Raw genomic sequence first — 25,771 nt, 5'->3', positions numbered from 1 at the left:
GGACATGGGTGAGGGGTGGGCCCCGGCCGGGACCCACCCCTCACCCACGCACCGCCTACTCGTCGTCCTCCGCCTCGAAGCCGAGGCCCGGGAGGATGCCCGGCAGGAGCGGCGGGATGGTGACCTCCGGCGCCGACGGCGCGGAGTTCCTGCCGGACGGCGACGCGCTCGTCGCGTCCTCGGGCAGGTCGAGCAGACCGCCCGTGTTGCCGCCGAGCAGGCCGTCGTCCTGCGCGGCCGTGCTGGAGCCGGACGGGCTGGGACTGGCGTCCTCCCCGGCCGGCTCGCCGCCGGGCGCGCTGGGCGCCGTGCCGCCGGGATCCGCGGTGCTCCCGGAGTCCTGCGAGGTGCCCGGGCCCTGGGAGCCGTGCTGCTTCTCCGGGGCCTTGGGCAGCAGCGACTCGAGCGGGCCGACCTGTTCGTCTATGGCGTCGAAGGCGGAGTCGACCTGGTCGCCGACATCGGTCAGCTGGACGGGCAGCCGGTCGCGCAGTCCGTCCCACGCCTCGCGGTGGGAGCGGGAGAAGGAGTTGAGCGCGGCCATCGGGGCGAGGGAGCCGTCGCGCTCGTACGCGGCGCTCAGCAGGCGGTGGCCCTCGGTGACGTCGTGCCGCATGCCGGTGAGCGTGCGGCGGACCTCGCCCAGGGACTCGTGGTCCATGGCGCCGGCGCGGTCCCGCTCCATGAGCCTGCGGGCCTCGCTCAGGCGGGTGGACGCCTGGTCGAGATAGAGCTCGCCGCGGTCGGAGTCGTCGTCGGCCAGGCCGAGCTTGAAGTCCTCCATGCCGCGCTTCAGCCCGTACAGCGATTCACCGGGGAGGGCGTCGGAACTGGCCGCGGCCACCCCGCCGAGGGCGCCCGCCGCCACACCGACGGTCAGACCGCCGGCCGCGAGCCCCTTCGACCAGCGGGAACGGGGCCGCAGTTTCCGGAGCGGGGATGCCCGGTGGGCGCCGCGGCCGGAGGTCCGCTGCTCGGGCACGGTAGGGCCCGCGGGCGAGGCCGCCGTGCCTTCTTGGAGCATCGCCTCCATGGCGGCCACGAGCTGTGCCCGCTGCACCACTTTGACCTCGGGATCCATGTGCGGCTTCGGTAGCTCGCCTAGACCGTGGGCCAGGGTCAACAGCCGTTCGTGCTCTGGCGGTTCGACTGACTCGACCGACTCGTCGGGCTGTTCGGCCGCCTGGTCTTCCAAGGCCTGGGCGAAGGCGTTCGCCCGCCGGTGCGCCGAAACGTTCGCGATCACTGGCGGCACCTCCTCTCGTCATGACGATCGACTCCCCTGGGGATCTGGAGGGTTGCACACCTTGAGCACATCCACACGAAAGAGTGAGTGGCTGCGGGCATGGCGTGTCCAGAGGGAGCCTGCATTCCGCACAACGAGCGGCGCGGCACTTGGGTTACGCGCGAAAGATGATCGGACCAGTGCGTCATCGAGGCGTCACCGATTGTGAGTTGGGTACGGGACGGTGGAGGAGCAGGGGGCTGGGGTGGCTCAGCGTGCGTCGTCGGGGAGCAGCCGGGCGAGGGTGCGTACGGCCCGGTACTGCAGTGTCTTGATGGCGCCCTCGTTCTTGCCCATCGCCCTGGCGGTCTCGGCGACGGACAGGCCCTGCAGGAAGCGGAGGGTGACGCACTCCTGCTGCTGGGGGTTGAGCTTGCGGACGGCCTCGAGCAGCGCGGCGTTGGAGAGGGACTCCAGGACCGAGTCCTCGGGGCTGCGCTCCACCTCGTTGGCGTCGAGCATCTCCCCGGTGGTCACTTCCAGCCGGAAGCGGCTCGACTTGAAGTGGTCGGCGACCAGGTTGCGGGCGATCGTCACCAGCCAGGCGCCGAAGTCGCGGCCCTGCCAGGTGAAGGTGGAGATCCGGCGCAGTGCGCGCAGGAAGGTCTCACTGGTGAGGTCCTCCGCCGTCGCCTTCCCGCCGACGCGGTAGTAGATGTAGCGGTAGACGGTGTCGCTGTACTGGTCGTAGAGGCGGCCGAAGGCGTCGGCCTCGCCGGCCTGGGCACGCTCGACCAGGTCCATCATCCGGGCGCTGTCACTGTCGGCGGTGGGTCGGCGGGGGGCGGCGTGCGCGCCGGAGCCGCGGCCGGCCCGTCTCCCCGTGGCCCGTCCTTCGGCCGGCCGTCGCCCCTCGTCGACGGCGCTGCGCGTGGGGCCCTGGTGCAGGCCGTCGGTCAGGGCGTAGCAGGGTGCGGCCGGGCCGTCGGCGGCAAGGCGGGGCATGGCGAAGGCGGGGACGGCGTACGCGGCGGGGACAAGGCCGCGCAAGTGGTCGAGGACCGCTGCGCGCAGCGTAGCCAGGCCCGAGGCGTCAACCCCGACGTGTGGGTACACGGGACTCCCAGAGGCAGAGCTTCCATCACGAGCAGTGCGGGACCGTTCACCCGTCGTGGGGACTGGTGGGGTCCGTCATGCGTCTGAGGAGAATAACGCTTCGTACAGGCAGTGCTACACCCAGTTGCTCAAATCGCCGTTTCCGACACTTGTGTTGCGTCTACGCGACAGTTCTGGTCGCACATTGTGAGCGGTTGCTGATCGAATTTGGTCATGATCTGTCGTCCCGAGCGGTTTCTTCTGGCCGGGACGTGACAAGAGGACTGGCCGGGGACTTACCCGTGCAATGGCACAGGATTGGCCGACGACACGCGGGGGAGCGCATGTTCCGCGGCAGGGCCCGGCGGGCGGGCGCCGGACGGCGGGCGGGCCGGGCTCAGCGGCGGCGGCGGTGGAGGGCGACCGCGGCGGCGGTGCCGCCCGCCAGCGCGCCCACGCCGGCCGCGGCCGGGATGCCGACCTTGGCCGCCTTGCGGCCGGTCCGGTAGTCGCGCAGCCGCCAGTCGCGCTGCCGGGCGTACTTGCGCAGTTTGGTGTCCGGGTTGATCGCGTACGGGTGCCCGACGAGCGAGAGCATCGGGATGTCGTTGTGGCTGTCGCTGTACGCGGCGCAGCGGGAGAGGTCCAGGCCCTCTGCGGCCGCCAGGGCGCGTACTGCCTCCGCCTTGGCCGGGCCGTGCAGCGGTTCGCCGACGAGCCTGCCCGTATAGACGCCGTCGACCGACTCGGCGACGGTGCCGAGCGCACCGGTCAGGCCGAGCCGGCGGGCGATGATCGTCGCCGTCTCGACGGGGGCGGCGGTCACCAGCCAGACCTTCTGCCCGGCGTCGAGGTGCGCCTGGGCGAGGGCGCGGGTGCCGGGCCAGATGCGGTCGGCCATGTACTCGTCGTAGATCTCCTCGCCGATGCTCATCAGTTCGGAGACGCGGTGGCCCTGGACGATGGACAGGGCGCTCTCGCGGGCGTCCTGCATGTGCTCCGGGTCCTCGACGCCCGCGAGCCTGAACCACGCCTGCTGCCAGGCGAACCGGGCCAGCTCGCGGCGCTGGAAGAACTTCCGCTTGTACAGGCCCCGGCCGAAGTGGAAGATCGCGGCGCCCTGCATGACGGTGTTGTCGAGGTCGAAGAAGGCGGCGGCGCGTTCGTCGCCCGCGACGGGGAACTCCGGTTCGACGGCAGGGGCGGTGACCTGCTGCGCCTCGAGTGCCTCGATCGTCTGCGAGGACTTCCGTGCTGCCTCTGCTGCGGCTTCGCCCGCGAGTACGCTGCGTGCCGTGGCGGAGCGCCTGCGCGGAGTGAGCCATCCCGGTGCGGCCATGTCGTGAGCATAGCCAGTCTGTTCGGTACTTCCCGACCCGCCCGGGATGCGGCGGCGTGAACTCTCCGCGTCCCCGTTGTTAATGACGTCGATGATGACGCCCCTGCCGCTGACTCGGCACCGCCGTCACGACCCGCGAGAATGGGACGCATGAGTTTTCTGCAGCGGCGCAAGAAGAAGGACTCCGCCGAACACGTCGTCACCCTCGTCGGGAAGCCCGGCTGTCATCTCTGCGACGAGGCGCGCGAGGTCGTCCGGGCGGTGTGCGCGGAGGCGGGCGCCATCTGGGAGGAGAAGGACATCAACAAGGACGAGGAACTGCACCGCGCCTACTGGGAGCAGATCCCCGTGGTGCTGATCGACGGCGAGCAGCACACCTTCTGGAAGGTCGACGCCGACCGGCTCCGGCGGGCGCTGGGAGTCCCGGCGGTCTGAGCGGGTCTCGTCCCTTCCGTCGTGTCCCGATCGACCGTGTCCCTGCCGGGACCGTCGTGGCTCTATCGGGACGCGAGCGCGGCAGGGCACAGTGGTCGGGATCAGGCGGGCTCGGGGGCGTGCGCGAGAGGAGTGTGTCCGGCTTTGCGCCCTTCGGTGCCCCAACGGTCACGGACGGTTTGCGGTTCCGTAATCCGACCGTCGGATTGCGTGACCCCGATCACTTTGGACGGACAAAGCGGACACCATCTTTGTGCACGCGTTCACAAAGACATAGCCTGCTGTCGACGGGGCGGTCTTGGGACACACGGCCGCCTGCAGCCTCGCTCATCCCCCAGGAGCACCGTGGCAACTGGCCGAAATCACCGACCGGCGACCCGTAGCCGAGGAATCCCCGAGGCCACCGTCGCCCGACTCCCGCTGTACCTGCGGGCGCTGACCGCTCTCTCCGAGCGGTCCGTCCCCACGGTCTCCTCCGAGGAACTCGCCGCGGCGGCAGGCGTCAACTCCGCGAAGCTGCGCAAGGACTTCTCCTACCTCGGCTCGTACGGGACCCGTGGCGTCGGCTACGACGTGGAGTATCTCGTCTACCAGATCTCCCGTGAACTGGGCCTGACCCAGGACTGGCCGGTTGTGATCGTAGGAATCGGTAATCTCGGCGCCGCGCTCGCCAACTACGGCGGCTTCGCCTCCCGTGGTTTCCGGGTCGCCGCACTGATCGACGCCGACCCGGCAATGGCCGGAAAGCCCGTCGCCGGCATCCCGGTCCAGCACACGGACGAGCTCGAGAAGATCATCAGCGACAACGGGGTCTCCATCGGCGTGATCTCCACGCCCGCCGGTGCCGCGCAGCAGGTGTGCGAACGCCTGATCGCCGCCGGGATCACCTCGATCCTCAACTTCGCGCCGACCGTCCTGTCCGTGCCCGACGGGGTCGACGTGCGCAAGGTCGACCTCTCGATCGAGCTCCAGATCCTCGCCTTCCACGAGCAGCGCAAGGCCGGCGAAGAGGCCGAGAGCACGAACCGCAGGGGCCCCGAAGGTGACATGACCGCGGTGATGCCGGCATGAGTCTCCTGGTCGTAGGGCTGAGCCACCGCAGTGCCCCCGTGAGCGTGCTGGAGCGGGCGTCGCTGCCCGCCGACGCGCGGAGCAAGCTGCTCCAGGACACCCTCGCGGCGGAACCCGCCACCGAGGCGACGGTGCTGGCCACGTGCAACCGCATCGAGCTGTACGCGGACGTGGACAAGTTCCACGCAGGCGTCGCCGAGCTGTCGACGCTGCTCGCCCAGCACAGCGGGGTCGGCCTCGAAGAGCTCACTCCTTATCTCTATGTGCACTACGAGGACCGGGCCGTCCACCACCTCTTCTCGGTGGCCTGCGGGCTGGACTCGATGGTCGTCGGCGAGGGCCAGATCCTCGGGCAGATCAAGGACGCGCTGGCGGTCGGGCAGGAACTGCACACCGCCGGGCGGCTGATCAACGACCTCTTCCAGCAGGCGCTGCGGGTCGGCAAGCGCGCTCACAGCGAGACCGGGATCGACCGGGCCGGGCAGTCGCTCGTCACCTTCGGCCTCGAACAGCTCGCCGACGGCGTGCCGGTCGAGAAGTGGGCCTCGGGCAAGCGGGCGCTGGTCATCGGCGCCGGTTCGATGTCCTCGCTCGCCGCCACGACGCTGGCACGCCTCGGCGTACGGGAACTCGTCGTCGCCAACCGGACCACGGAGCGCGCAGAGCGGCTGGCCGCGGTGCTCGCCGAGCCGGGCACGGTCGAGGCACGCGCCGTCAGCATGTCCGACGTGCCCGCCGAACTGGCCCTGGCCGACGTGGCCGTGTCGTGCACGGGTGCGACCGGGCTCGTGCTGACCGCGGAAGCGGTCGCGGCGGCGCTCACCGAGCACGTCGTGCCCGAGGCGCCCGCGCCGGCGGACCTGCGCGCCCCCGGGGGCAGCGTCGTCGCGCGCCTGGCCGCGCTCGCGGCGCGCGACGGCCGCGTGGCCGAACTCCCGGGCGGCGCCGACGAGCTGGCGGGCCTGCCGGGCGTGGACCGGGCCGGCGGCCCGGGCACACCGGACACGGCCCCCGCGACCGGCGACGGCGCGACGTGGCCCGCTTCCGCGGGCGCGGTGGACACGGCCGCGGACGGCTGCCCCGTCGGCCTCGACGACTCCCTGGCCCAGCACGGCGCCTGGGTGGACAACGCCTCGCGCGCCCGCGCCCACACGGGCGCTGTCACGCACGGCACGGGCACCGGGCCCGTACGGCTCGCACTGCTCGACCTGGCCATGCCCCGCGACATCGACGCCGCCGTCCACCGCCTCGCGGGCGTACGGCTCGTCGACATCGAGTCCCTCGCGGAGGCCTCGGCCGACGCGCCCATGGCGGCCGACGTGGACCAGGTCCGCACCATAGTGTCCGACGAGGTCGCCGCGTTCGGCGCGGCCCAGCGGGCCGCGCACATCACCCCGACCGTGGTCGCGCTGCGCACCATGGCCGCCGATGTGGTCGCCGGGGAGATGGCGCGCCTCGAGGGACGGTTGACCGGACTCGACGAGAAGCAGCGCGCCGAGATCACCCAGACGGTGCGCCGCGTGGTGGACAAGCTCCTGCACGCGCCCACCGTGCGGGTCAAGCAGCTGGCCGGCGAACCCGGCGGCGCCGGGTACGCGGACGCGCTGCGGACCCTCTTCGACCTCGACCCGGAGACGGTCGCCTCCGTCAGCCGGGCCGACCTGAATGACGCAGACGTCAAGAACCGAGGGCGAGTATGACCGAGAGGGCACTGAGGCTCGGAACCCGGCGGAGCAAGCTGGCCATGGCCCAGTCCGGGCAAGTGGCGGAGGCGGTGCGCCGCATCACCGGCCGCGACGTCGAGCTCGTCGAGATCACCACGTACGGGGACGTCTCCCGCGAGCACCTCGCGCAGATCGGCGGCACGGGAGTGTTCGTCGCCGCGCTCCGTGAGGCGCTGGCACGCGGGGAGGTCGACTTCGCCGTTCACTCGCTGAAGGACCTCCCGACGACGCAGCCGGACGAGCTGGCGCTCGCGGCCGTCCCTAAGCGCGAGGACCCGCGGGACGTGCTGATCGCACGCGATGGACTGACGTTCGAGCAACTGCCGAACGGCGCCCGGATCGGGACCGGTTCGCCGCGCCGCATGGCGCAGCTGAACGCGTACGCCCGCACCCACGGCCTGACCGTCGAGACGGTGCCGATCCGCGGCAACATCGACACCCGCATCGGATTTGTACGGAACGGGGAGCTCGACGCCGTCGTGCTCGCCGCCGCCGGACTCAACCGCATCGGCAGGACCGACGAGGTGACCGACTTCCTGTCGGTGGACTTCGTCCTGCCCGCCCCCGGCCAGGGGGCACTGGCGATCGAGTGTTCCGCGTCCGACGCGGACCTCGCCGCCGCGCTCGCCGAGCTCGACGACCCGCCCACGCGGGCCGCCGTGACCGCCGAGCGAGCCCTGCTCGCCGCCCTGGAGGCCGGCTGCTCCGCACCTGTGGGTGCGCTGGCCGACCTGTTGGGCGACGGACAGGCTGTCAACGAAATGCGCCTGCGCGGCGTCGTCGGCACGACCGACGGCTCCTCGCTGGTGCAGCTGTCCACCACCGGTCCCGTACCCACGTCGCACGACGACGCGGCGGCGCTCGGACGCGAACTCGCGAACGAGATGCTCGCCAAGGGTGCGGCCGGTCTTATGGGGGAGCGAGCACTTTGAGCCCCACCACCTCGAACCGTCCACCCCTTCCGGCACACGGACAAGGGCACGTCACCTTCCTGGGCGCCGGTCCCGGCGATCCCGGTCTGCTGACTCTGCGCGCCGTCGACGCACTGGCCGGCGCCGACGTACTGATCGCCGAGCCGCATGTGCTCGAGGTCGTTCGCGGCCATGCCCGGGCGAGCGTGAGCACGCCTGAGCTGACGGTCGTTGACGGCGCGTCAACAACCGCCGGAATCCCCGTACTCAGGGATGCGGCCAATCTTGTCATGGAGGCCGCGCGGGGCGGCAAGCGGGTCGTCCGTGCGGTGACCGGGGACCCCGGTCTGGACACCGACGCAGGTCAGGAGATGCTCGCCTGCGCCGCGGAGGGCATCACCTTCGAGGTCGTGCCCGGAGTGGCCGCCGCGGTGGGCGTGCCCGCCTACGCCGGCGTTCCGCTGCGCGACGAGCACGGCACCGACGTCCGCTTCATCGACGCGCGGACGGCGTCCGACCGGTGCTGGACCGAGGTCGGCTCGAGCGACGGCACGGTGGTCGTTTCCACGACCCTCGAGACGGTCGCCGCGGCGGCCGGCGAGCTGGTCGCGGCCGGCCGCAAGCCCGACACCCCGCTGACCGTGACCGTCGCCGGTACGACCACCCGGCAGCGGACGTGGACGGCGACGCTCGGCACGATCGCGCAGACCCTGAAGCAGGCGAAGGTGCTGCCCTCCCCCGAGGGACACCAGCCGGTCATAGCCGTGGTCGGTGAGCGCAGCGCCGCCGCCCAGCGCGACCAGCTCGCGTGGTTCGAGTCCAAGCCGCTGTTCGGCTGGAAGGTGCTCGTACCGCGTACGAAGGAGCAGGCCGCCTCGCTCTCCGACCAGCTCCGCTCCTACGGCGCGGTGCCGCACGAGGTCCCGACCATCGCCGTCGAACCGCCGCGCACGCCGCAGCAGATGGAACGCGCGGTCAAGGGCCTCGTCACCGGCCGCTACGAGTGGATCGCCTTCACCTCGGTCAACGCGGTCAAGGCGGTGCGCGAGAAGTTCGAGGAGTACGGGCTCGACGCGCGCGCCTTCGCCGGGATCAAGGTCGCGGCGGTCGGCGAGCAGACCGCGGCCGCGCTCGTGGACTTCGGCGTCAAGCCGGACCTGGTCCCGAGCGGCGAGCAGTCCGCGGCCGGCCTCCTGGAGGACTGGCCGCCGTACGACCCGGTCTTCGACCCGATCGACCGCGTCTTCCTGCCGCGCGCCGACATCGCGACCGAGACGCTGGTCGCCGGGCTCATCGAGCTGGGCTGGGAGGTCGACGACGTCACGGCCTACCGGACCGTACGGGCGTCGCCGCCGCCGGCGGATACGCGCGAGGCGATCAAGGGCGGCGGCTTCGACGCGGTGCTCTTCACCTCGTCGTCGACGGTCCGGAACCTGGTCGGCATCGCGGGCAAGCCGCACAACGTGACCGTGATCGCGTGCATCGGTCCGGCGACGGCGAAGACCGCGGAGGAGCACGGGCTCCGCGTGGACGTCCTCTCCCCGGAGCCGTCCGTCCACCGCCTGGCCGAGGCCCTCGCCGACTTCGGCGCGGCCCGCCGCGTGGCGGCGGTCGAGGCGGGCGAACACGTGACCCGCCCGTCGGAACGCCGCCCTGGCGGCCGGCGGCGGCGCACGACGACGTGACGGTGCGCTGACGCGGTGGCGGGGCGGGTGGGGGTTTCCCCTACCCGCCCCTTCCCGTAACCGGGGGCGCTGCCCCCGGGCCCCTGCGCCTCAATCGCCGGCGGGGCTGGGTGTGGCCGGTCTTGTCGGGGCTCCGCCCCGAACCTCGCGCCTCAATCGCCGGCCGGGCTGACAGAGTCAGCCCGGCCTGGGGGTACTCCCCCTACGGCCTGGCGGCCGTGGGAGGTGCCCCCACCCACGGCCGCCAGGCCGTAGGGGGAGTTTGAGGCGCGGGTCCGGGCGGAGCCCGGTTCGGGAAGGGGCGGGGTGGGGAAAACGCCCCGCGCAGCGGTCGCCCCCGCCCCGCGGCGGTTGGCGGGAGCGCAGCCCAAGGCGTACACCGGAAGGCAGACGCCCCGCCCGCGCACGAAGTGGGAGACCGCCATGAGCGCCAGCACCATGCACCTCGACCCGTCCAACGCCGAACAGGCAGACGCATGGGACGGTGACCAGGGCTTCTACTGGGCCGAGCACGCCGAGCAGTTCGACCGCGCCATCCACGCCCACCAGCGGCCGTTCCTCGACGCCGCCGCCCTCCACCGCGGCGAGCGTGTCCTCGACATCGGCTGCGGCAACGGGCTCACGTCCCGCGCCGCGGCGAGGCTCACCGTCGGCGGGCCCGTGCTCGGCGTCGACCTGTCGGGCCAGATGCTGCGCGCCGCCCGGCGGGAGGCCGAGCGCGAAGGGCTCGACAGCATCCGCTACGAGCAGGCGGACGCCCAGACGTATCCGTTCCCCGAGGCGTTCTTCGACGCCGCGATCAGCCGCGCCGGGGCCATGTTCTTCGCCGAGCCGGTGACCGCGTTCCGCAACATCGCCCGCGCGCTCCGCCCCGGCGGCCGGCTGGTGCTGCTGGTGTGGCAGGACATGGCCCGGAACGAGTGGTTCCGGTCCTTCGCGACCGCCCTCGCCGCGGGCCGCGAGCTGCCCGTGCCGCCGGCCGGCGCGCCCGGCCCGTTCGGCATGGCCGACCCGGACGCCGTACGGGACACGCTCACCGCCGCCGGATTCGAGGAGCCGGACGTGACCGGGCTGGAGCGCCCCATGAACTTCGGACGGACCGCCGAAGCGGCCTACGACTTCGTCTCCGGGATGCTCGCCTGGGTGATCGAGGACCTCGACGAGGTCGGCCGGGCGCATGCCCTCGAAAGCCTGCGCGCCGACATCGAGGCCCATTCGACGGACGGCGGGGTGCTCTACGAATCGGCGGCCTGGATCGTCAGAGCCGTCCGCCCGTAGCGGGGCGTCCCGTGACGCCGGCGCCGACGCGGTGTCGGTAATCGGGCCGCCCGGGCGGGCGTAGCGTGGCCCCTATGACTGCGTACGGATCCTTCCCCGGTGCCCGCCCCCGGCGGCTCCGGACCACTCCCGCCGTGCGGCGCATGGTCGCCGAGACCCGGCTGCACCCGGCCGATCTGATCCTGCCCGCCTTCGTGCGCGAGGGGATCAGCGAGCCCGTCCCGATCCAGGCCATGCCGGGCGTCGTGCAGCACACCCGTGACACGCTCCGGAAGGCCGCCGTCGAGGCGCACGAGGCCGGGGTCGCAGGGATCATGCTCTTCGGCGTGCCCGAGGACGCAAAGAAGGACGCGGCCGGCACGGCGGGCACGGACCCGGACGGGATTCTGCAGGTCGCGATCCGGGACGTGAAGGCGGAGCTCGGCGACGAGCTCGTGATCATGTCGGACCTGTGCCTCGACGAGTACACGGACCACGGCCACTGCGGAGTCCTGGCGGCGGACGGCCGCGTCGACAACGACGCCACGCTGGAACGCTACGCCGAGATGGCCCAGGTCCAGGCCGACGCGGGCGTCCACGTCGTCGGCCCCAGCGGCATGATGGACGGCCAGGTCGGTGTCGTCCGCGACGCGCTCGACACCATCGGCAAGGAGGACGTGTCGATCCTCGCGTACACCGCCAAGTACTCGTCCGCCTTCTACGGCCCCTTCCGTGAGGCCGTCGGCTCGTCGCTCACGGGCGACCGCAAGACCTACCAGCAGGACCCCGCCAACGTCCGCGAGTCGATGCGGGAGCTGGCGCTCGACCTCGCCGAGGGCGCCGACATGGTCATGGTCAAGCCCGCGGGCCCGTACCTCGACATCCTGGCCAAGGTCGCCGAGTCGGTGGACGTGCCGGTCGCCGCGTACCAGATCAGCGGCGAGTACGCGATGGTCGAGGCCGCCGCCGAGAAGGGCTGGATCGACCGGGACAAGGCGATCGCCGAGACGCTGCTCGGCATCAAGCGGGCAGGCGCGAGCATGATCCTGACGTACTGGGCGACGGAGGTCGCCCGGGGGCTCGGCGCAGGTCGCTGACCGCCGACCATTTCAGGACGGCCCGGTGCGAGTGTGCGCACCGGGCCGTCCGCCGTTTCCCGCGCGGTGCGTCGACACCTGGTCCGGCGGGTCAGGCGACCGCGTAGTCGGCGAGCGCCGGTTCGAGCAGGTCGAAGGCGCGGGTGGCCTCTTCCCCGACGGTCCGGGCGATGTCGTCGCCCGAGTGCCCCGCGAGGGTGAGTTCCTGGATGCGGCCGAACAGGACCCGGTGCACCGCACCCAGCAGGGCGGCGGCCGTACGGGGCGTGATGTCGGCGGCGGATGTGCCCGTGGCCCGCGCGAGTGCGTCGGCCAGTGCCTCCTCGCGCCGGTCGTGCAGAGCGCGCAGGCAGGCCGACAGGGTCGGACTGTCGTCGATCATGCGCGAGAAGTCCGGGCCCGCGAACCCGGCGACCGGATTCTGCGCCGCTACGGCCGCCTCGAACTCCCGGCGCAGCGCCGCGAGCGCCGACTCACCGGCGGCCCGGCCGGCGACCGTCTCGGCCAGGCCCGCGGCGAACGCCTCCTGGTGGTCCAGCGCCATGTCCTCCTTGCGCGGGAAGTAGTTGGTCACCGTCTTTTTCGCCACGCGTGCGGCGTCGGCGATCTCCGCGATGGTCGTCCGCTCGAAGCCCTGGGCCATGAACAGCCTGGTCGCGTGGTCGGAGATCAGCTGCCGGGTCTCGCGCTTCTTGGACTCCCGCAGGCCCGTCGAAGCGGCGTGCGCCGGTGGGCTCGTCACTGTGCCCGTCTCGTTGCTCATGAGGGAATCTTACCTCCGTAGCAAATTTATGTTGACACCCCTGGTTCTCTCGGTCTAAGTTTACGTTCAACGTAAGTTTCTACCGAGAGGAACCTCGTATGCAGCGACTCGATCTCGCCAAGCTCCTCGCCGAGCAGGCGGGCAAGCCGCCCACCCGCAGCCGGCAGCAAGGCGGTCGACAGCCCGCACAGCTCCACCACGTCCGCTTCCAGGACACCCCTCGCCGCGCACGCAACCTCCCGCGCCGCAGCTCCTACTGACCGAACCGACTCCAGCAAAGGACACCGTCTTGCAGATCACCGCCTCCACCGTCTCGCTCACCGTCGACGACGTGGCCGCTTCCCAGGCCTTCTTCACCACCCACCTCGGCTACCAGGAGCAGGCCGCCGCCGACGGCTTCGCCTCCCTCACCCGGCCCGACGCCGCAGTCGACATCGTCCTGCTGCGGCGCGGCATCGAGGTCCTGCCCGAAGAGCAGCGCGACCAGCGAGCGAGCGGACTGATCCTCGCCTTCACCCTCACGGGGCTGGAGGCCGAGGAGAAGCGGCTGCGCGGCGAGGGCGTGGACATCACCATGCCGCTGCGCGAGGAGCCGTGGGGCGAGCGGCTCTTCCAGATCACCGACCCCAACGGCGTGATCGTCCAGTTCGTCGAATGGGTCACCCCCGCCGCCACCGACAACGACACCGACGGTGCAGAGGAGAACGGATGAGAACACTCCACACGGCGGCCCTCATGGCCTCCACCCTGGCGACCGGGCTCATGGCCGGTCTGTTCGCCGCCTTCGCCTACGCGGTCATGCCGGGTCTCGCCCGCTCCGGCGACCTGGCGTTCGTCCAGGGCATGCAGCACATCAACCGTGCCATCCTCAACGGCTGGTTCCTGATGCCCTTCCTGCTGCCCCTGCCCCTGCTCGTCCTCGCGGCGGTCCAGCCGGGCGGCGGGCACGGCGGCGCGGCCCGCTGGTGGATCGTCGCCGCGCTCGTCCTCTACGTGGCGGCGTTCCTGGTGACCGGCACGCAGAACGTGCCGCTCAACGACGCGCTCGACAAGGTCTCCCTCGCGGGCGACCCCGCTCAGCTCAAGGCGGCCCGGGCGGCCTTCGAGGACAAGTGGGTCGCCTGGAACACCGTCCGGGCCGTCCTGCACACCGCGGCCTTCGGCTGCCTCGCCTGGGCCCTGTACGTCCAGGGCGCGACGCAGGGCCTCAGCCCAGGTCGCTGACGAAGACCGTCCAGGCGGCCGGTGCGAGGCTGAGCACCGGGCCGCCGGCGACCTTGGAGTCGCGGACGTGGATCGCGGCGGGGTGCGTGGCCACTTCGACGCAGGCGCCGCCCTGTTCGGAGCTGTGGGCCGACTTGCGCCAGTGGTACGCCACTTCGAGGCAGGCGCCGCCCTCGCTGCCGCTGTAGCTGGACTTGAACCACTTCAGTGCGGTGCTCATTACTCTCCCAGCAGCCGGTCCAACAGACCCTTGCTGTCCTCCGGGTTGAGGGCCTGTGTCCGCAGCATCGCATACTTCCGCGCAAGGATGCTGACCTCATCCGGGTCGGAGATCAGCTGGCTGCCACGCTGGCTCTCGGTGTACCCGAGGAGCTGATGGTCGGGTGTCTCCAGCAGGATGAACGGACCGTCCAGCCCCGCATGGCTGGTGCGGCCGAACGGCATCACCTGGAGTGAGACGCCCGGCAGTTCGGCGCACGCCCGCAGGTGGCGCACCTGCTCCTCGTACACCTCGTCCCCGCCCAAGTGGTCCATGAGGATGGCCTCCCACATCACGAAGCTGATCGTCGGCGGCCGGGTCCGCGCCAGGATCTCCTGGCGGGCCACGCGGGCGGCGACCTGTGCCTCGATCTCGTCCGCGTTGAAGGCGGGCACGCGGCTACGGAAGACCGCGCGCGCGTACCGCTCCCTCTGGAGCAGACCGGGCACGACCTGGTTGTCGTACCAGGACAGTGCGATCGCGTCCCGCTCCAGGTCCATGTACTCCTCCGCCCACGCCGGGATCAGGTCCACCTCCGGCAGGTGCTCCAGCGCCACCGACAGCGCGCCCTTCGTGTCGAGGCGGTCGTCGAATCTCTGCGCCAGGTCCGGCTTCAGAGGGCGGCGGCCCTGTTCGATCGAGGCGACGGTTTCCTCGCCGAGGTTGAACTCCGCGGCGAGTTCACGTTGCGTGAGGCCCGCGGCCTCGCGGAAGCGGGCGAGCTGGCGGCCGACCAGCCGCAGCGCCGTGGCGTTCTTCCTTTGGCGTCTCCTGGGGTGCATACCCCACCAACTCCCCGGACCCACGCGTACGTTACGCCTGCGCGACCCGTACAAATGAAACGTACGGGTCGACGGAGTGCCGCGACCCGGTCACGCACCGCGACGCTCGTGGCCGTGGACAAGACGATGCAACACGAGGATCTGCGCGAGCTGTTCTGCCGACGGGAACGCCGATCGGTCGCTGCCGCAAGGGAGTTCGCCCGTGTGGCGCTCGCCGCGTGGGGCTGGGACGCGCGGGCCGACGACGTCACGCTGTGTGTGAGCGAGCTCGCGACGAACGCGCTGGTGCACGGCGTACCGCCGGGGCGCGGCTATCGCTTGCGGATGTGGCTCCAGGAGCAGGGCACGGCGCTGCGCGTCGAGGTGCACGACAGCGGCGACGGTGAGCCGTCCGTGCGGGAGCCGGACGGCGAGTCGGGGCGCGGCCTGCTGCTCGTGGCGGCGCTGGCCGACCGGTGGGGCGTGGGGCCGCGCGAACCCGGCAAAGTGGTGTGGTGCGAGTTCGCACGGCCGTGACCTTGTGGGCGCCTACGGCGCGTCGGTCACCGTGCCGGTCATGACCGGGCCGTGCGGCTCGCCCATGTCGTCGACGGCCCGGAGGCCGACGTACTCGGCCGGTTCCGCCGACTCGTCGCGGACCGTGGGCACGCTCAGCTCCGCGCCGGTGCTGCCGGCCGGTACGGACGCCCACAGATAGGCGTACTCCAGCCGGGACAGCGGGACGTCACCGTCGGGGACCTCGCCGATCATGTCGAGCAGCCACTGCCGGTCGACGTCCTTGGTGGACAGCTCGGGGCGGCCCGGGACGCCCACGAACCGGAGCGTCGACGACATCTCCACGTCGGCGGGCGCGGAGAGGGCGACCCGCCACCTCAGCGACTGCCCCTCCGTCACCCTGTCGGCGACCGGCTTCACGGTGACCTCGGGCATCGGGTCGTCGTTCTCGGCGGTGACCCCGCCGGAGTAGGTGCCGACGACGGTGCCGCGGACCGCCTTCACGAGCACGTCGTGGGACACGTCCCAGGCGTACCGCTTGTTGCCCTTGACCGTCACCGGTATGTCGATGGCGCTGCTGCCGGGCCGGACGGTCACCAGCCGGTCCTTCGCCCGGCCGGTGACCGGGTCCATGACGTACAGCCGTACCGCGCCGGCGCCCTTGCCGCCGCTCTTGCCCGTCACCCGTACCGGCACCCGGTACGTACGGACGCCCGAGTCGCCCTCCTTGACCGTCAGGCGGCCGAGGTCGACCCGGGTCAGCGGGGCCTCCCGTACCGCCGGTGTGCCCGGGCTCCAGGCCCAGGCGTCCATCAGCCACGCCTGCCCGGAGCGGGTGCGCGGGGTCAGCTCCAGGGATGCGACCTTGCGCAGGTCGAGGCCCGCTGCGGCGGTCAGGGGAACGCGGACCTCGCGCGCCCAGTAGGACGTGGTGCGGTCGCTGCCCGGCAGCCCGTCCACCCGGACGCGGCCCAGCTTCGCCCGCTTGCCGGCGGCGTCGGTGACGGAGACGTCGAGCTGCGTGCCGGTGGTGTTCGGCGGCACGAAGACGCGCAGCGCGAGGGCCTTGGCGCCCTTCACCGAGAGCGGCTTGTCCGGGCGCACCTTCACCGCCGAGCCCGGGGTGGACCAGTGCAGTGCCACGGCGCGGCGGCCCGTCTCGCGTTCCGGCTGCCAGTACGCGAAGTGCGGCGAGCCACCGGTTTCCGGATTCAGGCAGGCCTTGCGCGGGTCGGGGTCGATCGCGGAGCACAGCCGGCCGCCGGTCACCTTCACGGAGCCGTCGGGCAGGAAACCCGCGCCGCGGTTCGCGCCGACCGCGTGGGTCAGGACACGGGCCGGGTCGGCGGAGGGGGCCCGGCGGCCGGTGCCGTCGAGCAGTGAGCGGGCCCGGTCGTCGCCGGCGACGAACAGCCGGGCGGCGGAGGCGATGTAGGTGGCGCCCGCCTTGTGCTGCTGGTCGGCGGTCAGCCGGGTCGCGGTACCGGGAGAGCAGACCGGGTCGGGCTGCTCGGGGTCGTGCCAGAAGTCGTCGCTGGCGGGTGCCTGGGCCTGGCCCGGGGTCCACTCGCTGTTGAAGTAGTTGTGGTTCGCCCCGACCATGTAGACCGCGCTGTGCAGTGCCCTGCCGCGGCTGACGCCGCGCGTGCCGTCCGCGTACACCTGGCCCTGGAGGTCGGAGACGTCGCCGTCGCAGCCCGGCAGGATCGTCAGCGACGGGACGTCCGGCACCGGGTTCTGGCCGAAGATCGTCGGGCCGATGAGCACGGTCCCGCGGATGTGCCAGCGCACCTTGCCGCGGTAGCCGTCCTGCCCGGCCGGCGGCGGGTACAGGCTGTCCATGGCAGCACGGTTGACGCCCTCGCCGCCGCGCGAGTGCCCGACGAGCAGGACGCGGGACAGGTCGCCCTTCGGCGCTCCTCGTACGGCCGCCGGTGCGGTGGCCGGCTTGGCGGCCCAGTCGGCCCAGCGGGCCAGGTGCTGACGTATCAGCGACGAGCGTGCCTGCGCGCCGCCGTCCTCGAGGTCGCCGTCCTGGCCGTTGACGCCGTTGGCGGAGATCGAGACGGTCACATAGCCCTGGGAGGCCAGCAGCCGCTGGTCGCGGAGATAGCCCCGGTGGCTCGGGATCGGCTTCGCGCCCTTGGCGCACGGCCAGTCGATGGTGACCTCGTCGTCACCCCCGCCGGGGACGTAGCAGGTGGCGTGCCGTCCGTGCAGGAACAGCGCGACCGGGCGCTTGCCCGTGGCGCCCTTCGGCGCGACGACGACGCCGCGCATCTCGACGGGCGCGGCGAGGCCGGGCAGGCGGACCGCGTCGAGCGCGTACTCGCCGGTGACCGTGCGGAACGGGCCCGGCCTGCCCGGGTCCACCGAGGCCGCGGGCAGCTTGGGCAGGACAGGCACGGCCCGCTGTGCGCGGGCGCCGTCCGCCTTCTCGTCCAGACGCCGGCCCGCCGCCAGGACCTGGAGGTCAGCCAGGTCCGTGGTCCGTGCCTCCGCCAGCGGCAGCCGGAAGGTCCGGCCGTCGTTCTCCTGCTCGGGTACGCCGACCAGCGCGCCGTCGGCGTGGAACTCCACCCGCGCGTCACCCGCCGGCACCGGTCGCGGGGAGCGCCACTCGAGGGCGTTCTCCCCGCCCGTGTTCGTGATCCGCCAGCCGGGCGGCAGGCCGTCCGTCGCGTCGTCGCCCGCCGCCGCGGGCGGGGCGCCGGGTGGCTGCGGCTGGGCCTGCGCCACTGCGGGAGACACCCCCGCCACGGCGAGCACCGCTGTCGCGGTGACCCATATCCTCCGGGCACGTATCAACTTTTCTCTCCTCAACCCCGTTTCCCGGGCGCCTGGTTGATGCCCAAGCGCCTCTCGGACCCGGAGGACGGGCAGGAGATGCCGCGGGTTGCCTGAAGACGCGCCACATGATGCGGCCGCGGCCGGGGGGGCGACGTCTCCCCGGTCCGTGGCCCGTTCAGTGGCGCGCTCCCGACTGCGTCAGCAGTAGAGGTTCCCGCCGGTCGGTACGCCCAGGATCTGCGTGAACTGCTGGTACTTGCTGACCCGGCTCTGGACCTGCGCCGGGTTCTTGCCGTCGCACTCCAGCGAGCCGTTGATCGAGCGGATGGTGTGGCCGAAACCGGCCTGGTTGACCATGGCGTTGTGGCCGGTCATCGTGCCGGGGCCGGACTGGGTGTTCCAGTACCAGAGGCCCGTCTTCCAGGCCACGGCGGCGTTGTTCTGGACGAGCCACGGGTTGTTCAGCAGGTCGATGCCGAGCGCGTCGCCCGCGGCCTTGTAGTTGAAGTTCCAGCTGAGCTGGATCGGGCCCTTGCCGTAGTACGCGGACTGACCGGCCGGGCAGCCGTACGGCCGGCTCCAGTCGCAGTAGTGCGGGTAGTTGGCGGTGTTCTGCTCGACGATGTGGACCAGGCCGCCGGTCTCGTGGCTGACGTTCGCGAGGAAGGCCGCGGCCTCCTGCTTCTTCACCGTGTCGCTGCCGGTGGTGGCGAAGCCCGGGTAGGCGCTCAGCGCGGCCGTCAGACCGCTGTAGGTGTAGAACGAATTCCGGTTCGGGAACATCTGGTTGAACTGCGCCTCGCTCACCACGAAGCCCGACGGGGAGGGGGTGCCGCCCCCGCCGTCTCCGCAGCTGTACGGGTCCCAGTACCAGGTGCTGATCGTCGGGCTGTAGCCCGGATTGTCGTGCTCGGCTATGTAGTAGGAGCCGTTGTACCTGACAACGTTGCCAGTCGTGTACCAGGCGCCCTGCTGCCAGTTCGGAGCGGTGTCGCAGAGGGAAGCCGCGGAAGCCGTCGACGCCGCCGATGCGGAGGGCGTCAGGACCGCGGCGAGACCGGTGGTGGCGAGGATCGCGACCAGCAGGGCCATGAGGCGTGTTCTCAGCACTCGATCACTCCTTTACGCGCAACGGCCCTACTGGGAGCAGTAGTTGCTCTCCGGTACGGCCGCGGTGGGGGGCTGTGCCCACACTCAAGCGCGATTGGCATGATCGAGTCAAGGTATAGACCAATGCTGACTTCCGGGTAATGTCAGAATGTCTTCCAGAACGAGTACCGGTGCTCCGCCTCGACGTCCGTCGCACGGGCCCCTTCCGACGACAGCGACCGGACGTTCGGTGAAGCCGGCGTGTACGGCTTCCAGGCCGCCCGGCCGGTGCGGGCGACGCCCGACCAGATGTCGATCAGCGAGGCGGCGAGCGCGGGCTGGTGACCGGTCACCGGTTTCGCCCACGCCATGTCGAAGAGGTAGGGCAGTTCGCCGAGATGCGGCGCGCCGATCGGGAGACTCCCCCCGGCGCAGGCCCCTGCGTTGTCTTAGGCATGCCATGACGCTGCGAAGCCCGTGTCCGCCGGGGCAGCCGGGCCGCCCCCGTCCCGGCGGAGTACTTCGCGGCACCCCGCCCTGGGGACAGCCCCGGGAGACCGGCCCGGAGCGGGCTTCGCGGGCTCGCGATCAGCGGCCGTGCGGCGCACCCTTGAAGTACAGCTGGAGGTGATCTGCCATGCAGACACTCGTGGGATGGCACGTCGAGATGGAGTTCAAGGAAGACGGCGACCGGACAAGGGCGGCCGCCATGGTGAGACTCGGTGACGGCACGGAGTACCGCGGTCACGGGAACGCGAACCGGCACCGGTCCGACGAACCGCAGCTGCTCGTCGGCGAGGAGATCGCGGGCGCACGCGCCCTGATGGACCTCGCCTCCCAACTGCTGCAGAAGGCCCACACGGAGATCGACGACGCGGCGGGCAGGGCCTCGCACGACATCGCTCCGTGACCGGCCACGACGACCACCGGCCGGACGTCAGCGGGCCGCTGACCCGCCTGCGTCCGGCCGGTGTGCCGTCCGTGTGATGCGCTGCCTGTGCGATCAGAGACGCTCGGGCGTACGGATGCCGAGCAGCGCCATGCCCTGGTGGAGCGTGCGGCCCGTCAGGTCGACGAGGAAGAGGCGGTTCTCCACGACCTCCGGCGCGTTGTCGGCGCTGAGCACGTGGCACTGGTCGTAGAACGTCGTCAGGTGCGACGCCAGCTGGTACAGATACGCGGCCAGCTTGTGCGGCTCGTACGACGACGCCACCTCGTCCAGCACCTCGCCGAACCGGTCCACGTGCAGACCGAGCGCCCGCTCGGCGGGCGCGAGCGGCAGCTCGGGGTGCGCGGCGGGACGCCGGTCGCCGGCGTTGCGCTTGATCGACTGGATACGGGCGTACGCGTACTGGAGGTAGACCGACGTGTCGCCGTTCAGCGACACCATCTGGTCCAGGTCGAACTTGTAGTCGCGCACCGCGGACGTCGACAGGTCGGCGTACTTCACCGCGCCGATGCCCACGTACCGGCCGTTCTCGACGACCTCCTCGTCGGTCAGGCCTACCTTCTCCCGCTTCTCGGCGACGACGGCCGTCGCCCGGTCGATCGCCTCGTCCAGCAGATCCACCAACCGCACCGTCTCGCCCTCACGGGTCTTGAACGGCTTGCCGTCCTTGCCCAGGACCGTGCCGAAGGCCAGCTGGTGCGCCTTGACCTCGTCGTTCAGCCAGCCGGCCCGGCGCGCGGTCTCGAAGACCATCTTGAAGTGCAGGGACTGGCGGGCGTCCACCACGTACAGCAGGGTGTTCGCGTCGAGACCCTGCACGCGGTTGCGGATCGCCGAGAGGTCCGTCGCGGCGTAGCCGTAGCCGCCGTTGGACTTCTTCACGATCAGCGGCACCGGATTGCCGTCCGGGCCCTTCACGTCGTCGAAGAAGACGCACAGCGCGCCCTCGGAGCGCACGGCGACGCCGGACTCCTCGAGGATGCGGCACGTCTCGTCGAGCATGTCGTTGTACCCCGACTCGCCGACGATGTCGGCGTCGCGGATCTCCATGTCGAGCTTCTCGAAGACCGAGTAGAAGTAGATCTTCGACTCGTCGACGAACCGCTGCCACAGCGCGAGGGTCTCCTCGTCGCCGGACTGGAGGTCCACCACCCGGCGCCTGGCCCGGTCCTTGAACTCCTCGTCGGAGTCGAACAGGGCGCGCGACGCCTTGTAGAGCCGGTTCAGGTTGGACATCGCCTCCTCGCCGGAGACCTCCGGCGGAGCGTCGCCCTCCCTGTGGTCCAGCTCGTGCGGGTGCTCGATCAGATACTGGATGAGCATGCCGAACTGGGTGCCCCAGTCGCCGATGTGATGGCGCCGGACCACCTTCTCGCCCGTGAACTCCAGGATCTGCACCATGGCGTCGCCGATCACGGCGGACCGCAGATGGCCGACGTGCATCTCCTTCGCCACGTTCGGCTGGGCGTAGTCGATCACCGTGGTGCCCGCGTCCTTCGCGAACGGCACGCCGAGGCGGTCGTCCGCGGCCCGGGCGGCCAGGGTCTCGACGATCGCCCTGTCGGTGACCGTGATGTTCAGGAAGCCGGGGCCGGACACCTCGATGTCCCCCAGCACGTCGCCGTCCCCGAGGGCGTCGACGACCTTGGCCGCCAGCTCACGCGGGTTGCCCTTGAGCTTCTTCGCGAGCGCCAGGATGCCGTTGGCCTGGAAGTCGGCCCGGTCGCTTCGTCGCAGCAGGGGGTCGGCGGAGCCGGCCTCCGGCAGGGCTGCCGAGAGGGCGTCCGCGAGGTGCTGCTGCACGGTCGAAGCGAGGGAAGGGACCGAGGCCATGAGCTTCCGTTCCGGTTGAGGTGTGCTGTCACTGAATGTTGCGGTGGTCAAGTATCCCACGGAGGGGCAAGTCGTTTCCCGGACGACCGGGCGGCGCACGGGCGCGAAAACCGGACAGCGCGGTGCCCGGCGACCGGGTGGTGCGGGGACCGGAGATCGGGTGGCGCCCGGGCCAGACAATCGGGTGGCACAGAGGCGCGCCGGAGGAGCACCCTCTGTCTGGGAGAATGGCCGTGAGCTCAACCCAGCTTTCGAGAAAGAAGGACGTGCCGACCGTGGCTCAGAGCAGCACCGAGACCGACTGGGTCTCCCGTTTCGCGGACGAGGTCATCGCCGAGTCGGAGCGACGTGCGCCTGGCAAACCGGTCGTCGTCGCCTCCGGTCTGTCCCCGTCCGGCCCCATCCACCTGGGCAACCTCCGCGAGGTCATGACCCCGCACCTGGTCGCCGACGAGATCCGGCGGCGCGGGCACGAGGTCCGCCACCTGATCTCGTGGGACGACTACGACCGCTACCGCAAGGTGCCGGCCGGTATCGACGGCGTCGACGACTCCTGGGCCGAGCACATCGGCAAGCCGCTGACCTCCGTCCCCGCCCCGGCCGGCTCCGCCCACCCGAACTGGGCCGAGCACTTCAAGGCCGCGATGACCGCGGCCCTGGACGAGCTGGGCGTCGAGTACGACGGCATCAGCCAGACCGAGCAGTACACGACCGGCGTCTACCGCGAGCAGATCCTGCACGCGATGAAGCACCGCGCCGGCATCGACGCGATCCTCGACCAGTACCGCACCAAGAAGGCCCCCGAGAAGAAGTCGCAGAAGCCGGTCGACGCGGCCGAGCTCGAAGCGGCCGAGGGCTCCGGCGCGGCCGCCGAGGACGACGGCAGCGGCGGCGCCGGCGGGTACTACCCGTACAAGCCCTACTGCGGGCAGTGCGAGAAGGACCTGACCACCGTCACCTCGTACGACGACGAGACGACCGAGCTGGCCTACGTCTGCACGGCGTGCGGCCACGGCGAGACCGTCCGGCTGAGCGAGTTCAACCGCGGCAAGCTGGTCTGGAAGGTCGACTGGCCGATGCGCTGGGCCTACGAAGGCGTGATCTTCGAGCCGAGCGGCGTCGACCACTCCTCGCCGGGCTCGTCCTTCGTCGTCGGCGGGCAGATCGTGCGCGAGGTCTTCGACGGCGTCCAGCCGATCGGCCCGATGTACGCGTTCGTCGGCATCAGCGGCATGGCCAAGATGTCGTCGTCGCGCGGCGGCGTGCCCACCCCGGCCGACGCGCTGAAGATCATGGAGGCGCCGCTGCTGCGCTGGCTGTACGCGCGCCGCAAGCCCAACCAGTCCTTCAAGATCGCCTTCGACCAGGAGATCCAGCGGCTCTACGACGAGTGGGACAAGCTCGCCGCCAAGGTCGAGGACGGCACCGCCCTGCCGGCCGACGCCGCCGCGTACTCCCGCGCCGTCCGCACCGCCGCCGGCGAACTGCCGCGGACCCCGCGCCCGCTGCCGTACCGGACGCTCGCCTCGGTCGTCGACATCACCGGCGGCCACGACGAGCAGACGATCCGCATCCTCAGCGACCTCGACCCGGCGAACCCGCTGACCTCGCTCGACGAGGCCCGCCCGCGGCTCGACCGCGCCGAGAACTGGATCACCACCCAGGTCCCGGCCGACGCCCGGACCGTCGTCCGCTCCGAGCCCGACACCGAGCTGCTCGCCTCGCTCGACGACCAGGGGCGCGAGTCGCTGCGCCTGCTGCTGGAGGGGCTGGACACCCACTGGTCGCTCGACGGGCTGACCACGCTCGTCTACGGCGTGCCGAAGGTGATGGCCGGCCTCGAGCCGGACGCCAAGCCGACGGCGGAACTGAAGGTCGCCCAGCGGTCCTTCTTCGCCCTGCTCTACCGGCTGCTCGTCAGCCGCGAGACCGGTCCGCGGCTGCCGACGCTGCTGCTGGCGGTCGGCGCGGACCGGGTGCGGAAGCTGCTCGGCGCCTGACGGTCGTCTCTCTTCGGAGGGCTCTCGTCCCCACGGGGCCGAGAGCCCTCCACCGTTTCTGCCTCCTTCGGCCCACCAAGGTCGGGGCCGAGCCGTGGACGGGAAGCGCAAGGCAATGACGAACCTTCGCCCCTCGGTCGCCGCCGACTGCCGCACCCGCGAGCTCTTATGGCACAACAATCATCCGATCAGAGCGTGGCGTCGTGTCCCCTGACGCCACTCGGGTCAGCATGTGCGGACCCGACCGTCTTCACCGCACCGAGGGGATGCGATGTCCGACCGCGCCGACCATGTCCGCCCAGAGGGCGTCGCACCGAGGTGGATCCTGCGGCACCAGCCGGCGGAACAGTCGCTGTTCAGCGGCGTCTACGGACTGGTACTGGCCAGCGCCCTGGTGGCTGCACTGGACGCGACGGGCGAGAAGGCCGATCCCGGTCCGGACGCGCTGTGGGTACTGCTCACCGCGCTGGCGTCGGGCGCCGCCCATGGGTACGCGCACGTCATCGCCCATCGTGCGTCCGTCGACAGATCAGCCACCACGAGCCGACTGCGGTTGGTGCTGGCCGAGTGGCCACTGGTCGCCGTCGTGCTGCCCACGGTGGGGATACTGCTTGCCGCAGTAGCCGGGTGGTGGGCAGAGGCCACGGCTGTCGACGCGGCACTGCTGTTCAACACCCTCGCCTTGTTCGGCTTTGGCACCTGGGCCGCCCGTACCGCCGGGCACGGATGGCCGGCCTCGTGCCGGGCAGGGGGTCTTGACATGCTGATCGGCCTGGTGATCATTATCGCGAACGCCCTGAGCAAGTAGGCAGGCGGTGGAGTGCCATGCCGGCCGGACAGGCCGCGGGTCCTTCATCCAGGGGAACGCATCCCGGGTACGAAAGTCACCTGCCGGTTACCTGCGGCTGGTGTCCGGGCCAGGACTTCGGGGCGAAACGGGCGCGAGCGTGCGCGGGACCGGGGGCGTCCCGGTCAGATGTGTCCTCGGCTCACGCTATGTGCTCGGCCTCCAGCTCGGTTTGGTGCCGCTTCTGGAAACCGGGCAGCAGTTGGCGCAGCAGCGCCGCACTGCGCGGGTGGCGCAGCCCGTGGCGATCGGCGAGCAGTATGTCGAGGCGGTCGGCGCTCGGATAGTCCTGGTACTCGTCCACGTATTCCGTGAAGACCGGGTACGCAGCCTCCGCGAACTCGGCGTCCTCGGTGGCGGAATGAGGACTCGGCTGTGGCTCGTCGGGCACGCGGGGCCGGTCTTGCGCCTGGTAGTCGTCGGCGTACTGCTCGTACACCTGCGGCTCAGGGCCCGGTCCGAGCGGCCGGGTACGGCCGCCGGGGCCCGCGGGGACCGGTACGGGGACGGGCTCGAAGCCCTCGACGAACGTCGGGTTGTACGACCCTTGGTACGCCTCCTGGGCGGCCTGCGAGGCTGTGAACCACGGGCTCTGTGAAAGGGCCGGGTCGGCCTGCTCCGGCATCTGCCCGAGCGCCCGCGAGTGGTCTCCGCTGCGTACTTCGGCATCGGCACGGGCCTGTTCCACGGCCGGTTCCCCGGGCGCGGCGGCCCGGGTCCCGTGCTCCCGGACGCGCTCCGCTCCCGCAGGCAGTTCCGCGGTGCGCGTCAGCTCCGGCTGCGCCGGGCTCTGCGCCACCGGGGCCGGCGGCAGCAGCACCGGCTCGATGCCCGCGGCGGCCAGACCGGCCGGGGCCGTGTCCGCCAGCGGCACGCCGAACTTCGCGAGCCGCAGCGGCAT

The 25,771-nt window shown here is 71.5% G+C and carries 24 protein-coding genes and 1 pseudogene; 14 read left to right on the top strand and 11 right to left on the bottom strand.

What is annotated here, in order from left to right; genetic code table 11:
- Positions 1-55: 55 nt before the first annotated feature.
- The 3 genes from ACWD01_RS34710 to ACWD01_RS34700 form a co-directional block, all read right to left on the bottom strand.
- Entirely contained in the window at positions 56-1,246 is a 1,191-nt protein-coding gene (locus tag ACWD01_RS34710) for a DUF5667 domain-containing protein (RefSeq protein WP_451167620.1), read from the bottom strand.
- Between the two features lie 249 nt (positions 1,247-1,495).
- Positions 1,496-2,341, bottom strand: coding sequence for an ECF subfamily RNA polymerase sigma factor, BldN family (locus tag ACWD01_RS34705; protein ID WP_451167618.1), 846 nt, complete (start codon positions 2,339-2,341; stop codon positions 1,496-1,498).
- 376 nt (positions 2,342-2,717) lie between these two features.
- Positions 2,718-3,659: an HAD family hydrolase gene (locus ACWD01_RS34700; protein ID WP_451167616.1), complete on the bottom strand. Its 942-nt coding sequence runs from the start codon at positions 3,657-3,659 to the stop codon at positions 2,718-2,720.
- A 150-nt stretch (positions 3,660-3,809) separates the two neighbouring features.
- Here ACWD01_RS34700 and ACWD01_RS34695 point away from each other — a divergent pair, with 150 nt between their 5' ends.
- From ACWD01_RS34695 to hemB, 7 genes are all read left to right on the top strand, one after another.
- Positions 3,810-4,094, top strand: a complete 285-nt coding sequence (locus ACWD01_RS34695) for a glutaredoxin family protein (RefSeq protein ID WP_451167615.1) — start codon at positions 3,810-3,812, stop codon at positions 4,092-4,094.
- 345 nt (positions 4,095-4,439) lie between these two features.
- A complete protein-coding gene (locus ACWD01_RS34690; RefSeq protein WP_451167613.1) occupies positions 4,440-5,165 on the top strand; it encodes a redox-sensing transcriptional repressor Rex in 726 nt (241 codons plus the stop codon).
- Complete coding sequence (locus tag ACWD01_RS34685) at positions 5,162-6,865, top strand: glutamyl-tRNA reductase (RefSeq protein WP_451167611.1); 1,704 nt, start codon at positions 5,162-5,164, stop codon at positions 6,863-6,865. Before ACWD01_RS34690 ends, ACWD01_RS34685 begins: the two co-directional genes overlap by 4 nt.
- A complete protein-coding gene (hemC, locus tag ACWD01_RS34680; RefSeq protein WP_451167609.1) occupies positions 6,862-7,821 on the top strand; it encodes a hydroxymethylbilane synthase in 960 nt (319 codons plus the stop codon). The genes ACWD01_RS34685 and hemC overlap by 4 nt, the downstream gene beginning before the upstream one ends.
- The gene (locus ACWD01_RS34675; RefSeq protein ID WP_451167607.1) at positions 7,818-9,485 is read left to right on the top strand and encodes a uroporphyrinogen-III synthase; all 1,668 of its coding nucleotides are present in this window, start codon (positions 7,818-7,820) and stop codon (positions 9,483-9,485) included. The genes hemC and ACWD01_RS34675 overlap by 4 nt, the downstream gene beginning before the upstream one ends.
- 423 nt (positions 9,486-9,908) lie before the next feature.
- Positions 9,909-10,763, top strand: a complete 855-nt coding sequence (locus ACWD01_RS34670) for a class I SAM-dependent methyltransferase (RefSeq protein WP_451167605.1) — start codon at positions 9,909-9,911, stop codon at positions 10,761-10,763.
- Between the two features lie 74 nt (positions 10,764-10,837).
- Positions 10,838-11,839, top strand: coding sequence for a porphobilinogen synthase (hemB, locus tag ACWD01_RS34665; RefSeq protein ID WP_451167604.1), 1,002 nt, complete (start codon positions 10,838-10,840; stop codon positions 11,837-11,839).
- A 91-nt stretch (positions 11,840-11,930) separates the two neighbouring features.
- Here the strand turns inward: hemB and ACWD01_RS34660 are convergent, their stop codons facing one another.
- A complete protein-coding gene (locus ACWD01_RS34660) occupies positions 11,931-12,602 on the bottom strand; it encodes a TetR/AcrR family transcriptional regulator (protein WP_451167602.1) in 672 nt (223 codons plus the stop codon).
- 98 nt (positions 12,603-12,700) lie between these two features.
- On the opposite strand from ACWD01_RS34660, the gene ACWD01_RS34655 reads away from it, so the two are divergent.
- The 3 genes from ACWD01_RS34655 to ACWD01_RS34645 are packed head-to-tail and all read left to right on the top strand — an operon-like array spanning position 12,701 to position 13,826.
- Positions 12,701-12,862, top strand: a complete 162-nt coding sequence (locus ACWD01_RS34655; protein WP_451167600.1) for a hypothetical protein — start codon at positions 12,701-12,703, stop codon at positions 12,860-12,862.
- 29 nt (positions 12,863-12,891) lie between these two features.
- Entirely contained in the window at positions 12,892-13,314 is a 423-nt protein-coding gene (locus tag ACWD01_RS34650) for a VOC family protein (protein WP_451167599.1), read from the top strand.
- The gene (locus tag ACWD01_RS34645) at positions 13,311-13,826 is read left to right on the top strand and encodes an anthrone oxygenase family protein (RefSeq protein WP_451167597.1); all 516 of its coding nucleotides are present in this window, start codon (positions 13,311-13,313) and stop codon (positions 13,824-13,826) included. The genes ACWD01_RS34650 and ACWD01_RS34645 overlap by 4 nt, the downstream gene beginning before the upstream one ends.
- Here ACWD01_RS34645 and ACWD01_RS34640 read toward each other — a convergent pair.
- Positions 13,810-14,046: a DUF397 domain-containing protein gene (locus ACWD01_RS34640; protein ID WP_451167596.1), complete on the bottom strand. Its 237-nt coding sequence runs from the start codon at positions 14,044-14,046 to the stop codon at positions 13,810-13,812. The two genes, ACWD01_RS34645 and ACWD01_RS34640, sit on opposite strands and share 17 nt — an antisense overlap.
- Positions 14,046-14,867: a helix-turn-helix domain-containing protein gene (locus tag ACWD01_RS34635; RefSeq protein ID WP_451167594.1), complete on the bottom strand. Its 822-nt coding sequence runs from the start codon at positions 14,865-14,867 to the stop codon at positions 14,046-14,048. The genes ACWD01_RS34640 and ACWD01_RS34635 overlap by 1 nt, the downstream gene beginning before the upstream one ends.
- Positions 14,868-14,981: 114 nt before the next feature.
- Between ACWD01_RS34635 and ACWD01_RS34630 the strand changes: the two genes are divergently transcribed.
- Positions 14,982-15,383: an ATP-binding protein gene (locus ACWD01_RS34630; RefSeq protein ID WP_451167592.1), complete on the top strand. Its 402-nt coding sequence runs from the start codon at positions 14,982-14,984 to the stop codon at positions 15,381-15,383.
- A gap of 12 nt (positions 15,384-15,395) precedes the next feature.
- On the opposite strand, the gene ACWD01_RS34625 is transcribed toward ACWD01_RS34630, so the two are convergent.
- The 3 genes from ACWD01_RS34625 to ACWD01_RS34615 all read right to left on the bottom strand — a co-directional run bounded on the left by ACWD01_RS34625 (position 15,396) and on the right by ACWD01_RS34615 (position 19,612).
- Positions 15,396-18,170, bottom strand: a complete 2,775-nt coding sequence (locus ACWD01_RS34625) for an alpha/beta hydrolase family protein (protein ID WP_451167590.1) — start codon at positions 18,168-18,170, stop codon at positions 15,396-15,398.
- A 180-nt stretch (positions 18,171-18,350) separates the two neighbouring features.
- Positions 18,351-19,259 (bottom strand): glycoside hydrolase family 19 protein, encoded by a 909-nt coding sequence (locus ACWD01_RS34620; RefSeq protein ID WP_451167633.1) that lies wholly within the window; start codon positions 19,257-19,259, stop codon positions 18,351-18,353.
- Positions 19,260-19,405: 146 nt separating this feature from the next.
- Positions 19,406-19,612: a hypothetical protein gene (locus ACWD01_RS34615; protein ID WP_451167588.1), complete on the bottom strand. Its 207-nt coding sequence runs from the start codon at positions 19,610-19,612 to the stop codon at positions 19,406-19,408.
- 266 nt (positions 19,613-19,878) lie between these two features.
- Here ACWD01_RS34615 and ACWD01_RS34610 point away from each other — a divergent pair, with 266 nt between their 5' ends.
- Positions 19,879-20,151, top strand: a complete 273-nt coding sequence (locus ACWD01_RS34610) for a DUF1876 domain-containing protein (RefSeq protein ID WP_451167586.1) — start codon at positions 19,879-19,881, stop codon at positions 20,149-20,151.
- 93 nt (positions 20,152-20,244) lie between these two features.
- On the opposite strand, the gene argS is transcribed toward ACWD01_RS34610, so the two are convergent.
- The gene (argS, locus tag ACWD01_RS34605; protein ID WP_451167584.1) at positions 20,245-22,023 is read right to left on the bottom strand and encodes an arginine--tRNA ligase; all 1,779 of its coding nucleotides are present in this window, start codon (positions 22,021-22,023) and stop codon (positions 20,245-20,247) included.
- 227 nt (positions 22,024-22,250) lie between these two features.
- Between argS and lysS the strand changes: the two genes are divergently transcribed.
- The gene (gene lysS, locus ACWD01_RS34600; RefSeq protein ID WP_451167582.1) at positions 22,251-24,023 is read left to right on the top strand and encodes a lysine--tRNA ligase; all 1,773 of its coding nucleotides are present in this window, start codon (positions 22,251-22,253) and stop codon (positions 24,021-24,023) included.
- A 271-nt stretch (positions 24,024-24,294) separates the two neighbouring features.
- Complete coding sequence (locus ACWD01_RS34595) at positions 24,295-24,831, top strand: hypothetical protein (RefSeq protein ID WP_451167580.1); 537 nt, start codon at positions 24,295-24,297, stop codon at positions 24,829-24,831.
- A 181-nt stretch (positions 24,832-25,012) separates the two neighbouring features.
- Here ACWD01_RS34595 and ACWD01_RS34590 read toward each other — a convergent pair.
- Positions 25,013-25,771, bottom strand: a pseudogene (locus ACWD01_RS34590) (DUF2637 domain-containing protein); the annotation flags it as partial.

Source organism: Streptomyces sp. NPDC002835, from assembly GCF_053591995.1.
This window is presented reverse-complemented; position numbering and strand designations above follow the sequence as displayed.